The organism is Candidatus Sororendozoicomonas aggregata (assembly GCF_031528575.1).
Classification (GTDB): Bacteria; Pseudomonadota; Gammaproteobacteria; order Pseudomonadales; family Endozoicomonadaceae; genus Endonucleibacter; species Endonucleibacter aggregata.
The window spans coordinates 26,313-41,589 of the sequence record NZ_JAVLSP010000009.1 but is presented as its reverse complement, the minus strand read 5'-3'; the positions used below and the strand labels follow the sequence as shown (position 1 = coordinate 41,589).

11 protein-coding genes and 3 tRNA genes are annotated in these 15,277 nt (G+C 47.2%); 12 read left to right on the top strand and 2 right to left on the bottom strand.

Going from position 1 to position 15,277, the window contains the following annotated elements; translation table 11 throughout:
- Positions 1-144: 144 nt before the first annotated feature.
- Complete coding sequence (locus V4C51_RS03175) at positions 145-1,815, bottom strand: electron transfer flavoprotein-ubiquinone oxidoreductase (protein ID WP_330924675.1); 1,671 nt, start codon at positions 1,813-1,815, stop codon at positions 145-147.
- 313 nt (positions 1,816-2,128) lie between these two features.
- On the opposite strand from V4C51_RS03175, the gene V4C51_RS03170 reads away from it, so the two are divergent.
- The 7 genes from V4C51_RS03170 (at position 2,129) to V4C51_RS03140 (ending at position 6,900) form a co-directional block, all read left to right on the top strand.
- Positions 2,129-2,878, top strand: a complete 750-nt coding sequence (locus tag V4C51_RS03170; protein ID WP_330924674.1) for an electron transfer flavoprotein subunit beta/FixA family protein — start codon at positions 2,129-2,131, stop codon at positions 2,876-2,878.
- Positions 2,878-3,810 carry an electron transfer flavoprotein subunit alpha/FixB family protein gene (locus V4C51_RS03165; RefSeq protein WP_330924673.1) on the top strand — a complete coding sequence of 311 codons (933 nt, stop codon included), beginning with the start codon at positions 2,878-2,880 and terminating at the stop codon, positions 3,808-3,810. The genes V4C51_RS03170 and V4C51_RS03165 overlap by 1 nt, the downstream gene beginning before the upstream one ends.
- A gap of 105 nt (positions 3,811-3,915) precedes the next feature.
- Entirely contained in the window at positions 3,916-5,751 is a 1,836-nt protein-coding gene (gene uvrC, locus V4C51_RS03160) for an excinuclease ABC subunit UvrC (RefSeq protein ID WP_330924672.1), read from the top strand.
- A 99-nt stretch (positions 5,752-5,850) separates the two neighbouring features.
- The gene (gene pgsA, locus V4C51_RS03155) at positions 5,851-6,429 is read left to right on the top strand and encodes a CDP-diacylglycerol--glycerol-3-phosphate 3-phosphatidyltransferase (RefSeq protein WP_330924671.1); all 579 of its coding nucleotides are present in this window, start codon (positions 5,851-5,853) and stop codon (positions 6,427-6,429) included.
- Between the two features lie 125 nt (positions 6,430-6,554).
- A tRNA-Gly gene (locus V4C51_RS03150) sits at positions 6,555-6,630 on the top strand.
- 44 nt (positions 6,631-6,674) lie between these two features.
- Positions 6,675-6,748, top strand: a tRNA-Cys gene (locus tag V4C51_RS03145).
- Between the two features lie 65 nt (positions 6,749-6,813).
- Positions 6,814-6,900, top strand: a tRNA-Leu gene (locus V4C51_RS03140).
- A 220-nt stretch (positions 6,901-7,120) separates the two neighbouring features.
- Here V4C51_RS03140 and pabB read toward each other — a convergent pair.
- On the bottom strand, positions 7,121-8,500 hold the full coding sequence (gene pabB, locus V4C51_RS03135; protein WP_330924670.1) for an aminodeoxychorismate synthase component I: 1,380 nt from the start codon (positions 8,498-8,500) through the stop codon (positions 7,121-7,123).
- A 187-nt stretch (positions 8,501-8,687) separates the two neighbouring features.
- On the opposite strand from pabB, the gene prpB reads away from it, so the two are divergent.
- From prpB to V4C51_RS03110, 5 genes are all read left to right on the top strand, one after another.
- Entirely contained in the window at positions 8,688-9,566 is an 879-nt protein-coding gene (gene prpB, locus V4C51_RS03130) for a methylisocitrate lyase (RefSeq protein WP_330924669.1), read from the top strand.
- Between the two features lie 265 nt (positions 9,567-9,831).
- On the top strand, positions 9,832-10,956 hold the full coding sequence (prpC, locus tag V4C51_RS03125) for a bifunctional 2-methylcitrate synthase/citrate synthase (protein ID WP_330924668.1): 1,125 nt from the start codon (positions 9,832-9,834) through the stop codon (positions 10,954-10,956).
- Between the two features lie 73 nt (positions 10,957-11,029).
- On the top strand, positions 11,030-12,526 hold the full coding sequence (locus V4C51_RS03120) for a bifunctional 2-methylcitrate dehydratase/aconitate hydratase (protein WP_330924667.1): 1,497 nt from the start codon (positions 11,030-11,032) through the stop codon (positions 12,524-12,526).
- 222 nt (positions 12,527-12,748) lie between these two features.
- Entirely contained in the window at positions 12,749-13,603 is an 855-nt protein-coding gene (locus V4C51_RS03115; protein ID WP_330924666.1) for a hypothetical protein, read from the top strand.
- Between the two features lie 183 nt (positions 13,604-13,786).
- Positions 13,787-15,199: a hypothetical protein gene (locus V4C51_RS03110; RefSeq protein WP_330924665.1), complete on the top strand. Its 1,413-nt coding sequence runs from the start codon at positions 13,787-13,789 to the stop codon at positions 15,197-15,199.
- Positions 15,200-15,277 lie beyond the last annotated feature (78 nt).

Below are 15,277 nucleotides of genomic sequence, written 5' to 3'. Positions count from 1 at the left end.
AGAACCCGCCGCTAAACAGTCCCTGGATTTACCCGCCCAATGGCTGGAACTGTCGTTGCCGGGTCCGAACCCTGAGTGAGAGGCGGCTAAATATAGGGAGGAAAAAAGGGCGCTGTGTAAAACCTATAATATAGCCGTTGCCAATTACATATTGGGATAATTGGGCCCTCCAGCCCCTTCGGGCGTCACCCAGGTAATATTTTGATAAGGGTCTTTAATATCACAGGTTTTGCAATGCACACAGTTTTGGCTATTGATCTGAAAGCGCTGCTCTGAAGTGGTTTCGTCCACTACAATTTCATACACGCCCGCTGGACAGTAGCGCTGCGCAGGCTCAGCAAACTCGGGAAGATTCTTTTTCAGTGGAACTGTTTCATCAGCGAGCTTTAAATGGCAGGGCTGGTCTTCTTCGTGGTTAGTATTGGATAAAAAAACAGAGCTTAACCGGTCAAAGGTGAGTTTCCCATCAGGCTTCGGGTAATGAATCACCGGGCAGACACTGGCCGGTTTTAGCTGGGCATGATCAGGCAGGGGATCTCTAAGGGTAAAAGGCAACTTGCCATTGAACAGGTTAAGGTCAGCATAAGCAAAAGCGGCGCCCAACAAATTTCCCCATTTGTGCATGGCCGGTCCAAAGTTGCGCTGTTGGCGCAGTTCTTTGTAAAGCCAGGAAGCTTCGAAAGCCCCTTTAAAACCCGTTAACTCATCGCCACCTTCAGAGCCATTTTTTATGGCTTTAAAGACTTCTTCCGCGGCTAGCAACCCTGATTTCATGGCCGTGTGGGAACCTTTGATTTTGGCACCGTTCAATGTACCCGCATCACAGCCAATCAATAAACCGCCGGGAAATGTCATCTCTGGAAGGGACTGTAACCCTCCTTTTGCCAGGGCGCGGGCACCATAAGACACGCGCTTTCCACCTTCCAAATACTGTTTTATCACCGGGTTGGTTTTATAACGTTGAAACTCTTCGAACGGACTGAAATGAGGATTTGAGTAACTGAGATCTGAAATAAGGCCAACGACGACCTGATTATTTTCAATGTGGTATAAAAACCCCCCCCCTGAAGCGCCTTTTTCAGCCATAGGCCAGCTCAATGGCCAACCAGCGGTATGAACCACCAGTCCGGGGTGATGCTTATCCGGGGAAATATCCCACAGCTCTTTGATACCGAGTCCGTAATGCTGGGGATCTTTACCCTGATCCAGCTTGAAATGACTGATCAGTTCTTTACCTAAATGCCCTCTACAGCCTTCGGCGAATAGAGTATACTTGGCATGCAATTCCATCCCGGGCATATAACTGTCTTTTTGTTCTCCCCCTGCTGTCACGCCCATATCACCCGTGACGATACCCTTGATACCACCATTGTCGTTAAACAGTAGCGACCGCGCGGCAAATCCGGGGAAAATTTCAACGCCCAGTGATTCGGCCTGTTCGCCCAGCCAGCGGCATAGATTACCCAGGCTGATGATATAGTTCCCCTTGTTACGCATGGTTTTTGGTACCAGGTAATGAGGAACCTTGGCAGCTTTTTCGTCGGAGCGTAAAATATAGATATCATCGCCGGTTACGGGGGTGTTCAGGGGAGCCCCTTTTTCTTTCCAATCCGGGAAGAGTTCATTCAAAGCGGTTGTTTCAAAGACGGCGCCGGACAGAATATGAGCGCCCACCTCTGATCCTTTTTCGACAACACAAACGGACAGCTCCTGACCTGATGCTTGTGATAACTGCATTAGGCGACATGCGGCAGATAAACCGGCGGGGCCGGCACCAACCACCACTACATCAAACATCATGGATTCGCGCTCCATAGAGCCTCCTTCAAGCAAAGTTCACGCTTATCGTTGTCATAAATCAAACATGTGTTTGAATTTATTCTGCATTATAATCGGTCATTGTCAAATAGCCAGCGACTGTGCCGGATATCTGAGGGTGTTATCAGGATTTTGCACTAAAATTTTTTATCTGACAGACATATTCCCTTCTCTTGCCACATAAAAGATTCAAACAGTTGTTTGATCCGGCAAAGGCTGACTGGTAAACTGGCGAGGCGCGGGTATTTTTCAAGCTATGCCTGTATTTTTTCATCTTTATCCAAATTCTAAAAAGGAAAGCTGCGCACCCATGAAACTATTAGTAGCCGTTAAACGGGTTATCGACTATAACGTCAAAGTGCGTGTCAAGCCGGATAACTCCGATGTTGATCTTACCAATGTCAAAATGGCCATCAACCCGTTCTGCGAAATAGCTGTGGAAGAAGCGGTACGCCTCAAAGAACAGGGGATTGCCAGCGAGATCGTCGCTGTCTCTATTGGGCCGAAGGCTTGTCAGGAACAGCTCAGAACCGCGCTGGCCCTCGGTGCGGATCGCGCTATTCAGGTGGAAACTGAGACATTCCCGGGTTCTTTGGCCGTTGCCAAACTGTTAAAAGCCATTGTTGATGAAGAAAAGCCTGACTTGATTATCCTCGGTAAGCAGGCCATCGACTCAGATAATAACCAGACCGGACAAATGCTGGCGGCCCTCACAGGCTTGCCACAAGGCACGTTTGCTTCGCAAGTATCCATTGAAGAGGGCACAGTCAATGTCACACGTGAGATTGATGGGGGATTGCAAACCCTGTCCCTGACGCTGCCAGCGGTGGTAACCACGGATCTGCGCCTGAACGAACCTCGCTACGCGAAGTTGCCTGATATCATGAAAGCGAAGCGTAAGCCTCTTGATGTCAGACAGCCCGATGCCTTAGGCGTTGATACGGCTTCAACACTGGAAACCGTCCGTGTTGACATGCCGCGGCAACGCCAGGCAGGCGTGAAAGTGGGCAGCGTTGACGAGCTGATTGATAAACTAAAAAACGAAGCGAAGGTGATCTGATGAGCATTCTGGTTGTTGCTGAGCACGATAACAAACAGCTAAACAGCGCGACACTTCATACCGTTGCGGCTGCCAAAGCCATTAGTAGCGATATTCATCTTCTGGTGATCGGAGCGCGCTGCGATCAAGTGGCTGAAGCCGCTTCTCAGGTAGAGAGTGTTCAGAAGGTATTTGTCGCCAATCAGGGTGATTATGAGCATCAGCTCGCGGAAAATACCAGCTTGCTCATTGCCGAATTAGGAAAACAATACAGCCATGTACTGGCAGCGGCGACTACTACTGGCAAAAATGTAATGCCACGGGTTGCTGCCCTTTTGGATGTTGATCAGATCTCAGACATCATCAAAGTTGAGGATGAGAACACTTTTGCGCGCCCCATCTACGCCGGTAACGCTATCACCACGGTCAGGTCAAGCGCGCCCATTAAGGTCATTACCGTTCGCGCGACGGCATTTGATCCAGTGGCTGATAGCGGGGGCAGTGCTACTGTGGAGTTGCTTGACAGTCAGCATGTGAATGAGTTGTCCCGTTTTATCGGTGAAGAGCTGGCCGAGTCCGAACGCCCTGAGCTGACCGAAGCGAGTGTGATTGTCTCTGGCGGCAGGGGCATGGGTAATGGCGAAAATTTTGAGTTACTGTACAAGCTGGCTGATAAACTCGGTGCTGCCGCAGGTGCTTCCCGTGCAGCGGTTGATGCGGGTTTTGTCCCTAACGATATGCAGGTTGGGCAAACGGGCAAAATTGTCGCGCCCAATCTTTATATTGCCATAGGCATCTCCGGTGCTATCCAGCACCTTGCTGGCATGAAAGACAGTAAAATCATTGTTGCCATCAACAAAGACGAAGATGCCCCTATTTTCCAGGTGGCAGACTATGGTCTGGTGGCTGATTTGTTTGAAGTGTTGCCTGAGTTTGCCAGTAAATGCGATTAACAACCGGTTGTAGAAACATCTACAAATAAAAAGACGAGCTGATGCGTTCAGCTCGTCTTTTTTATAGTATGGAAGAACACTTTTTATGGACGCAGTGGTTCAACCGTGCAGAAAGATCAAGCCTCACCTTTCGATGCAAAAGCTTTTCTTGAGCAAACCCCCCAAAAAGCCGGTGTCTACGATATGCGCGACAGCGATGGCAAGACACTGTATATCGGAAAAGCCAAAAACCTCAAAAGCCGGGTAGGCAGTTATTTTCGTAACGCCGGACTCACCAGCAAAACGCTGGCTTTGACAAGAAAGATTGCCTCCATAGAACTCATTGTCACCCACACCGAGACGGAAGCCTTACTGCTTGAGCAGGACCTTATCAAGCGCAGACGTCCTCCTTATAACATTTTGTTGAAGGATGATAAGTCCTACCCTTATATTTTGATCACCAGCGATCATCCCTGGCCCCAAATACGGCATCAACGGGGCAGAAAAACAGCAAAAGGACAGTATTTTGGCCCATTCCCTAATGGTCTTGCGGTGCGAGAAAGCCTGAATCTACTGCAAAAAGTCTTTAAAGTGCGCCAGTGTGAGGACAACTACTTTCACAATCGCTCACGTCCCTGTCTTCAGTACCAGATCAATCGCTGCAAGGCACCTTGTGTCGGTCTCGTATCCCAAGAGGAGTACCAGCAAGATATCGATGATACGGTGCAGTTTTTGAACGGGAAAAGCCAGCAGTTGCAAAACGCGTTAACCGGGCGCATGGAGAAAGCGGCCTCACAACTGGACTTTGAGTCAGCAGCGACAATCAGGGATCAGTTGATTTCCCTGCAGAAGGTTCAGGAAAAGCAAACAGTCACTAAAATGCACGGCAGTGCCGATGTGATCGGCATGGCGCAAAGGGGAGGGCAGGTGGCTTTTAACGTGCTTTTTATTCGTTCGGGACAAATCACCGGCAATAAGGCTTATTTTCCCCACTTTAAGCTCGACAGCCATGTGTCAGACGAACTTGAACAGTTTCTGTCCCAATTTTATATCCGCCTGGCCCATGCCCGGGATTTTCCCGCTGAAGTCATTCTTCCTCAGCCACTGCCTGCCATAGGGGCCTTGACCGAGGCCATGGGGCAGATTGCCCATAAAAATATACAGATTAAACAGCATGTGCGAGGTGATCGCGCCAACTGGCTGACCTTGTCAAACACCAACGCTAACCAGCAGTTATCCCAACATCTTACTGATAAAACCACCCATAAGGATCGGATAGAACAGCTGGCCTCACTACTGAACCTGCCCGCCGCGGTGCAAAGAATTCACTGCTTTGATATCAGCCATACGCAAGGAGAGAGTACCGTTGCCTCTTCTGTATCTTTCGGGCCAGAGGGCCCCATTAGCCAGGAGTATCGCCTGTTTAATATTCAAGGGGTCACCGCGGGTGATGATTATGCTGCCATGTACCAGGCTCTTAACCGACGCTATAAAAACGTTCTGGAAGGCAAAGAAGACAAACCAGGACTCATTATTATTGATGGTGGAAAAGGTCAACTGACTATGGCCGGGCGCTGCCTGACAGAGATGGTGCTGGCTGATATCCCTTTACTGGGCATTGCCAAAGGCGCTACCCGTAAACACGGTATGGAAACCCTGTTATATAAAGGGCAAACTATCCAGCCAGAAGGCTTTGAGGCGGCCTTTTTGTTGATTCAGCATATTCGTGACGAGGCCCACAGGTTTGCCATCACAGGACACCGGCAGCGGCGACAGAAAACACGAAATCGCTCCCTGCTGGAGGATATTCCTGGCGTTGGCGCAAAGCGCAGATCAGCGCTGCTTAACCATTTTGGCGGGCGACAGGGTGTGGTTAATGCCAGTGTAGCTGAGCTATCCAAGGTTACAGGAATAAGTCCCCACCTTGCTCAGGTCATTTATAACGCCATACATGCTCAATGATAAAGAATGATTGCCATCTTGGTATTAGATTGTTGTGCTTGACAGGCGGACTGTGTAACGTATGCATCACTTTTAATGGCAGCATACAACTGACTTGGTATGAACATTCCTAATTTTTTAACCTCCTTTCGTATAGTCCTTGTTCCTGTTCTGGTGGTGGTGTTTTATCTACCCTTTGAATGGAATTACCTGGTATCTGCCGCTATTTTTTTTCTGGCTGCCGTTACTGACTGGCTGGATGGTTTTTTGGCAAGAAAGCTAAGCCAGAGTACGCCATTTGGCTCTTTTTTTGACCCTGTTGCTGACAAGATTATGGTGGCTACTGCTTTATGCATACTTGTTGATGACTTTCATACGCTTTGGATCACACTACCAGCCATTGTTATCATTGGCCGTGAGATTGTGATTTCTGCCCTTCGTGAGTGGATGGCAGAGTTGGGCAAACGCACCAGTGTTGCAGTCAGTATTGTTGGCAAGACTAAAACCTTAGCGCAGATGAGTGCTATTACCCTAATGCTGCTATCTCCTATACCTGTGATGAACTGGATTGGCTATGCCGGCATCGCGCTGCTGTACATTTCTGCCATTTTGACATTGTTGTCCATGGTTGTTTACTTGAAAGCTGCCTGGCCGGACTTAAGCCCGTTCAAGTCTCATTCAGAAAAACGTTCAAAATAGACCCCTTGTTGCACAGAGCGCTTGACAGTTTGGCAGAAACCCATAAAATACGCTTCATCTTCTGAGGGATAGAAATCAACGTTGACCCTCAGCAACGCATGAAAACGTTGTAAATCATTTTCTATGCGGGAATAGCTCAGTTGGTAGAGCACAACCTTGCCAAGGTTGGGGTCGCGAGTTCGAGTCTCGTTTCCCGCTCCAGGTTTGAAATAAGTAGCCTTAACAGGACTACTTCACAGAATGAAGGCGGGTTGGTAGAGCGGTTATACAGTGGACTGCAACTCCATCTAGGCCGGTTCGACTCCGGTGCCCGCCTCCAAACGCAATAAAGGCAATAAAGCGCAATGCTTTATGCTCATATGAAAAGATTAATCCTTTTCAATGGCCCGGATGGTGAAATTGGTAGACACAAGGGACTTAAAATCCCTCGGCTTAACGGCCGTGCCGGTTCGATTCCGGCTCCGGGCACCAGTCATAAAAAAGCTATAAGAAAATAAAGTTGTTATAGCGTTTTTATTAACCTGATCTACTCTAATCCTCCCTAAACCTTTGTTAATCTTAGTGTAAGCTACAGTCAACCAGGCACTGTGTAGCAGGGAACAGGACGAATTTCAGGGCGTCGAACTCACGTTAAATAATCGTGTTTTATCACTTGCTGTGTTTGAATGTATTGTAAAAAATACCAAACGTTTTAACTCGTCATAGTATGTAAAGCGCTCATCAGGTGCTGCACTTTTGTCACTGATTCATTGTACTCTTCTGTCGCTTTGGAATCAGCAACAATAGCCCCACCTCCCCAGCAGGACAGAGTGTGTCCATCAGCAACCAATGTCCGAATGGCAATGTTCATATCCATGTTACCGTTACTGCTCACATAACCGACAGAACCACAATAGGCAGAGCGTGGACCTGCTTCGAGCTCACGAATAATTTCCATTGCCCGGATTTTCGGCGCGCCGGTAATAGACCCTCCAGGGAAGATGCTTGATAGTACGTTGAATAAGTTGATTGTCGGACGCAGTTTCCCCGTCACTTCACTGACCAGATGGTGCACATTAGCAAAACTTTCAAGGGCAAATAACCTCGGTACTGCTATAGAACCTATTTCACAGACCTTACCTAAGTCATTACGCAACAAGTCAACAATCATCAGATTTTCAGCGCGGTCTTTTTCACTGTTGGTCAGGATTTGCGCATTTCGTTTGTCACTGATATCGTCCGCGCCACGGGCAATGGTTCCTTTTATCGGGTGAGATTCGATAATGCCCTTTTCAACCTTTATAAAGCGCTCAGGTGAAAGGCTCAATAATGTTATTCCCGGATAGTCAAGGTAAGCTGAATAGGGAGAAGGGCTGCTTTGCCTGAGCTGATGATAGGCAGTCCAGCTATCCCCAGTGTAAGGTGCTGTAAACGATTGTGTCAGATTGACCTGATAGCAGTCTCCTGCCGCAATGTAAGCCTGGATCCGACGAAACGCTGTATCGTATTGCTCAGGTGAAATTGTCGGTGAAAAGGGGGCTTTCAAGGCAAAATATTGCTTGTTTTTGCCCGTATGGCGCAACGCTTCAAGCACTGCTGATTTTGTTGTATCGGCAATACCTGAATGAAAAATCAGGGTGCGGCTTTTTTCCTGATGGTCGGTGACGATAGCCCACCAAAACAACCCCGCAACCATCAGTCGTTGCTTTTTATCACCCCAGCCCAAGGCTCTGCCAGGCTCTAACAGGCTATTGAGTTCATAGGACCAGAACCCGGCAATCCCGCCGGTAAAGGGGAAACGGTCATCATTTACCGGAGGCATGGATTCAAATACTTCAGATAAAATAGTAAAAGGGTCGGCATGGCCTTTATAAACTGCCCCTGTGACGCGCTGTTCCCAAACTAACAGACCATCAGCATTGACGGTTACGGTATCAGAAGGGGCTGCTGTCATGATGTCGTAGCGTCCTTGTGCCCCTTGCTGCATTGATGAGCAACTATCCAGAAACGTGGCTAAAGGTAATGCTCTGATTTTCTCAAAGTAATGGCTTGAGTCAGGGCTATAATCCAGTTCCAGAAGGTTTAATGTCATCGTGATGGATCCACCGGTAAAAAAATGGGTGCAGTTTACCCCCCGCTGATAGTAACTACCAGATCATATTGTCAGAGAGTGTATAGTTACCTTTCAATCTCAGGAAATGCGTTATTATAGGTTAGAATAGATAAGCAAACTTCTGAGATCGTTTTAGAATGTAGATCCAGAAAGGAGAAGACGAATAATGATACAAACACCCGGATCACGCTTTCGGGAAGCGGTTGCCAACCATCAACCCCTTAAAATTGTCGGTGCTATTAATGCCTACGCTGCCATGCAGGCAGAGCAGCAAGGGCATCAGGCGCTTTACCTGTCAGGTGCGGGAGTAGCCAATGCCTCTTTCGGATTACCGGATTTGGGGATGACCTGCCTCAACGATGTACTGGATGATGTTCGTCGTTTAACAAGTGCAAGCGCGCTGCCTTTACTGGTTGATTGCGATACTGGCTGGGGCGGGGCGTTTTCTATTGCCCGTACTGTTAAAGAAATGCGCAAAGCCGGTGCCGCTGCTGTGCACATTGAAGATCAGGTTGCCCAGAAACGCTGTGGTCACCGCCCTAACAAAGCCATTGTCTCCAAAGAAGAGATGCGTGATCGAATAAAAGCGGCAGTGGATGCCAGAGTGGATAATAACTTTGTTATCATGGCACGGACAGATGCCCTGGCTGTGGAAGGCATGGAAAGCGCTATTGAACGTGCCCGGCTCTGCATTGAAGCAGGCGCCGATATGATTTTTCCTGAAGCCATGACCTCCCTTGCTGATTACCAGCGATTTGCTGATGCGGTTGAGGTGCCCATCCTGGCTAATATCACTGAATTCTCAACAAAAACGCCTTTGTTTGAGTGCCATGAGTTGGCTGATGCCGGCGTTAGCATGGTGCTATATCCCCTGAGCGCTTTTCGTGCCATGGCCAAAGCCGCGGAGCACGTCTACCAGGCTATAGCGCGGGACGGTCATCAAAAAAAGGTGACCGATACCATGCAAACACGCGAAGCGCTTTATCAATGCCTTGATTATCATGCCTACGAAAAGCGGCTTGATGACTTGTCTGGAAAGGAATAACCCGTTACGGTGTGTTACTTGATGATAACGTTCTAACAACTAGGAGCTTGTCCGAGAATAGACTGCGCTACTGCGGTTACGATAAATTGGTCTAAAAATTCCTGCTTCTTCATCAAATAGCCCCGCTATTTTCCTCAGAAACAGAAATTTTTATCCTCAATTTCTCGCAATCCTCGCTAAGGGCGCTATTCTCGATCAGGCTCCTAGCAACGCCTTTTTATCGAAACAGGCATTTTTCTCTTCGGGCATGTGTGGAGTAGGTTATATGGTTGATAAAAAGCTCAGTGGTGCCGGCCTCAGAGGTCAAAGCGCTGGAGAAACTCACCTTTGCACCGTTGGCAAATCCGGTACAGGCTTGACTTACTGTGGTTACGATATCAGTGAACTGGCAGAGCATGCTTGCTTTGAAGAAGTCGCCTGGTTGCTGTTTCACGGGGAGTTACCCACCATTGAGGAGCTTACGGGCTTTCGGCAGTTATTAAAGGACTATCGCCGTTTGCCTGATGCGTTGAAACGGTGTCTTGAGGAGCTGCCAGCGGACACGCACCCCATGGACGTTATGCGAACCGGCTGTTCAGTACTCGGTAATCTGGAACCAGAAGCTGATTTCACCCAACAACACCAGGTGGCAAATCGACTCATTGGTGCGCTGCCTTCTATTTTATTGTATTGGTACCGTTTCAGTCATGATGGAGCGCGCATTGAAACAGAAACGGATGAGGACTCGGTGGCAGGGCATTTTTTAACGTTGCTCCATGGCGCCTCACCCTCAGATGTTCACCAACGCTGCCTCGATGTCTCATTAATCCTCTACGCTGAACATGAATTTAATGCCTCAACCTTTACCGCAAGGGTTTGCGCCTCCACGTTATCTGATATGCATTCGTGTATTACCGGTGCTATTGGTTCATTAAGAGGCCCGTTGCATGGTGGGGCGAACGAGGCTGCCATGGCGATGATTGAACAGTTCTCATCGCCAGAGCAAGCTGTAGCGGCAGTGCGTGACAAGCTGGCTCGCAAGGATAAAATTATGGGATTTGGTCATGCGGTCTACCGTGAGTCTGACCCGCGTAATGTGATTATCAAAGCCTGGTCCAAAAAGCTCTCCCAAGATGCTGACAACGCACAGTTATACGCTGTCTCCGAAGCTGTCGAAAATGTCATGTGGGAGGAGAAAAAACTCTTTGCCAATGCCGATTTTTTCCATGCGTCAGCTTATAACTTTATGGGAATTCCCACCCCATTGTTTACGCCGATTTTTGTTTGCTCTCGCGTGGCAGGGTGGGCAGCTCACGTGATGGAGCAACGCGGCAATAACCGGATTATTCGCCCGTCCGCTGACTATGTTGGCTATGAGGCTCGTGCTTTTATACCTGTTGAGCAGCGTTGACGCCCCCCGTTAGTCTGCACCCATTTATCACCGCTATCACAAAAACTCTCTCAAAAACAAGGGCAAGTGACGTATGAGCACCAGTGTTGAGAATGTCGATATAAACAAGCGTCCTGATTACGACTCGGTCATCCAGGTCATTGCTGATTACGTGCTGAATTTCAGGGATTTTTCTGAGGAAGCTCTGGAGACGGCCCGTTACTGTTTAATGGACACCCTCGGTTGCGGCTTGCTTGCCCTCCAGTTTCCCGAGTGTACCAAGCACCTTGGTCCCATTTTTGATGGGACAATTGTACCCCACGGTTCCCGGGTGCCCGGCACCCATTATGTGCTTGATCCAGTAAAAGCGGCCTGGGATATTGGCTGTATTGTTCGATGGCTTGATTACAACGATACCTGGCTAGCCGCTGAATGGGGGCATCCTTCTGATAATCTGGGGGGAATTCTGGCTGTTGCGGATTATCTCTCCCAAAGAAATAGCGCTGAGGGAAAAGCCCCCCTGACCATGGGGGATGTCCTCAAAGCAATGATTATGGCCCATGAAATTCAAGGTTGCCTGGCGCTGGAGAATGCGTTTAACCGTGTGGGTCTGGACCATGTTGTCCTGGTGAAGGTAGCATCCACAGCGGTTGTGGCCAAACTCTCTGGTGCTACCCGCGAGCAAATGCTGTCAGCCTTGTCCCATGCCTGGGTGGATGGACAAAGCCTGCGCACCTACCGCCATGCTCCTAATGCCGGCTCAAGAAAAAGCTGGGCAGCCGGGGATGCCACTTCTCGCGCGGTGCGGCTTGTTGATATTGCCATGCGGGGTGAAATGGGAGTGCCTGGTGCCTTGAGCGCACCCCAGTGGGGGTTTTATGATGTGCTGTTCAGTAAAAATAATAAAGACCAGACAGTTAAACCCGAACATGCCAGAACATTCAGCTTCCAGCGCCCCTACGGTACTTATGTCATGGAAAATATTTTGTTTAAAATTTCTTTTCCGGCAGAATTTCACGCGCAAACAGCCTGCGAAGCGGCTGTTAAACTCCACCGTGAGGTAAAAGACCGTACACAGGAAATAGCACGCGTTGAGCTGACCACCCATGAATCGGCTATTCGCATTATTTCCAAGCAGGGGGAATTGGCCAATGCGGCTGATCGTGATCACTGCCTGCAATATATGGTGGCTGTGCCATTATTAACAGGGAATCTCGAAGCGCAGCACTATGAAGACCGTTTTCATCAGGATCATCCTGAACTCGACCGATTACGGGAAAAAATGGTGGTCATAGAGGATGCGCGGTTCAGCAAAGATTATCATGACCCCCAAAAGCGCTCCATTGCCAATGCTGTGCAGGTGTTTTTTGAGGACGGCAGTCGTACTGACAAGGTAGTGATTGAGTATCCGGTAGGGCATCGTCGGCGCAGGGAAGAAGGGATTCCCTTACTGCTTAAGAAATTCACAACCAATTTGTCACTGACATACCCAGCGCGGCAACAGGAGAAAATCTATCAGCTATGCTGTCAACCAGAAAGCCTGTTAGAGATGCCAGTCCATGATTTCGTATCGATGTTAGCCATCAGTTAGCCATCAAAAAGCTGTCTTGACAATAACAGCATGGCTAAGACGGCCTCCTGGATGCCAGATTGCAGGCGTTGACATCGCCCCTGGCATTCAGCTTGTATTCGGGGTGGGGCGTCCCACAGAGTCAGGGTAATGTATGGGCTTTGGGGGAATAACACCGTTATTGAACGCCAGTGATGTGAGTGTTATATCATCAATGGTTTATCAGTGATTCAGAGGTTAGCCATGCGTCGTCGAACAGCTTCTTTTAACGTAAATAACTTTACGGTAAAAAATAGGGAGTGGACAGAACAACGTGTTCAAAAGTCTGCTTTTAACGTCAATAAAATTGTGAAAAAGGCAAATCAGGACTTAGTAAATAAAACAAAGAAAACAATAAAGAAAACAATTGAAGAGGTGAGCTTTGTAATCACCGCAAGCTGGTTAAGTATTATACACAGTGATGCCAAAAAAAGTTTAGACAAATTTGAACAACTTAAGCGCCCCTATTTAGATGAGTTAGATGCGTTGGAAAAAGTTTACTACACCCAAAATACCGGTGGACTTGATAATGATGATTTAAGTAAATTTGCTGATGAATCCTATTGCGCTGATACCAGGATGACGCGTGTTGCCTCCTCGGTGCCGATTTCACTCTTCACTGCCTCGTTTTGTCATATGAATAGTCGAACAGTATTACCCTCAGACGAACGGGTCTATGATAGTCCTTACTCCCTGACTCTACTGGCATTTTTTTCAACCTTAGGCATAAAGTATAAAGATAGAGAGATTGATTTTCCCTGCCTGTTTATCCACGAGCTTATCTGCCTTGAAAATGATGGAAGGGGGTATATCTATACCTGCTATGTAGAAAATATAAATTTCTATAATTTTGGCGTCTATAAAACGGGAAATAAAATTTATGTGTTCTTACCAACATCCGGTGAATATTTATTTGAATTTTATGCTGATTTTCATGAGATTAACAGCCTGCTTTCGCAAACGTTGATTCTTTCACTCGATATTGAATGTGGTGATGGTCGGCGTAATTATGCTCTGTTCGACGCCCGGTGTGATGTGAAAGAGATTACTTTCAGTTAGGGGGTGTTGTTATCGAAATGAATCACAGCCCCTGTATCAATCGTAATCGGTCACGATTAACTCAAATAAAGCGTTAGAGTGACTAACCAGTGGGTTATTGTTAGAACCTGCCTTTCTTTTAATGGTCAAAAGCTGCGATAAGTACTGGCTTATAGCCTCCATTAACAAAAAGGTGCCCATACCATGTATACCGGAAAATGTTCAATAAATCCCATCGATTACCAGGCTATTCAAACAGCTCTCAATAATAATCAAATAAAGAAAGATCAAGCAGGAGAGTGTTTTCTAACAAAAGACGGTAAACTTGTTGTATCAGTCATGGATGATAAGGTTGCTTCTTTTTGCCGTTCCAGGTTGGGCGTTTTCAAAGCGAGAGAACTGTATAAAGCTTTTGATCAATGGCATATAAAACAAGCGGCTACCTGTGAGCCTCGTGTGGCGCCAAAAAAAGATGCCGCTAAAGATGAAGACCCTGTGCTGGAAGAAATCGTAACACCCGGAGCCTGTGGTTTTACCCGTGATACGGCTGAAACGGCTACGGTGCTTTTTCCTCAATCTGCTGAGAAAACGTCACCGTCACCCACCGGTGTCTCGCGATACTCTGGTTATACCCAGGCTGGAACTTCTGTAGAGTTTGCCGGCGAAAAAAGGGTATTGCCTGAGAATCCTGATGTGTTAATGGAAATTAAGGATTTCTTTCCTTCCGATGGTTACTTTATGACAAGAGCCAGTTTTGAGAGAAAAAACCCTGAACTTTACAAATTGGTGGCATCTCGTGAATTCATCGAACGTCATTATGGCACTATCAATGGCTATCTAGCCGTTCCTGAATTTCATATTTCTGAATGTTTGCGCCATATGTATGACAAGAAAAATACAAGGGTTTTAATAGAGCCACTTATAGATACCTTCAATAAGGTAACCACTCAGAGTGAAAAAGTAGCTATTGCGGGTAAATTGGTCGATTTGGTAAAAAACTACACAGAAGCATCCAATAAATTTACGAACCATCTTACAAAAAGCAATGAGCCGAAACCAATCAAAAGTTCTGACTCAGATGCAGAGAAAAGTAATACCGCGCTGGTACCCTCTTTTATTGGCTTGCTCAAGCTAGAGAAAATGCTGACAGCGTTGGACCAATACAAAAATAAGGTGCCTTCGGTAACGGAAATATGTAATACCGTAGAGCGTGATAATAGCGATAATGGCTTCAGAATGGCACAATTAAATTCAGATTTACTTAGTGAATATGCTAAACCAGATGGCGTAAAAGATAGTATAGCTGAGCTTGAAAAGGCCTTGAAATTATTAATGTCGAGTCCTTTGATTAACCTGAAAACGGGCAGTATTTGCATTCCGGTTACGGTCTTTCAAAGACCAGATGGGCCTAATTTATTTGCCAGTTATTGTAAACAATTAATGGTCATTCACGAGAAAATGAAATACTTCAGTTTTACCCGTGATCTTTTCAGTTCCAATAATATTATAGAAATGAAAGATGCTATTAAAACGCTGGTGGGCTTTTCAACACTGTTAAAGGAATGCGATAGCATTGCCAGGGGGGGTGCAGTGGATCAGGCAGCGCTCAATGGCTAGCCTGACCGACTTATGCTTTCTGGTCAAAAGCTGTAATGAGGACTGGCTTATAGCCTCCATTAATAAAAATTAACAAAA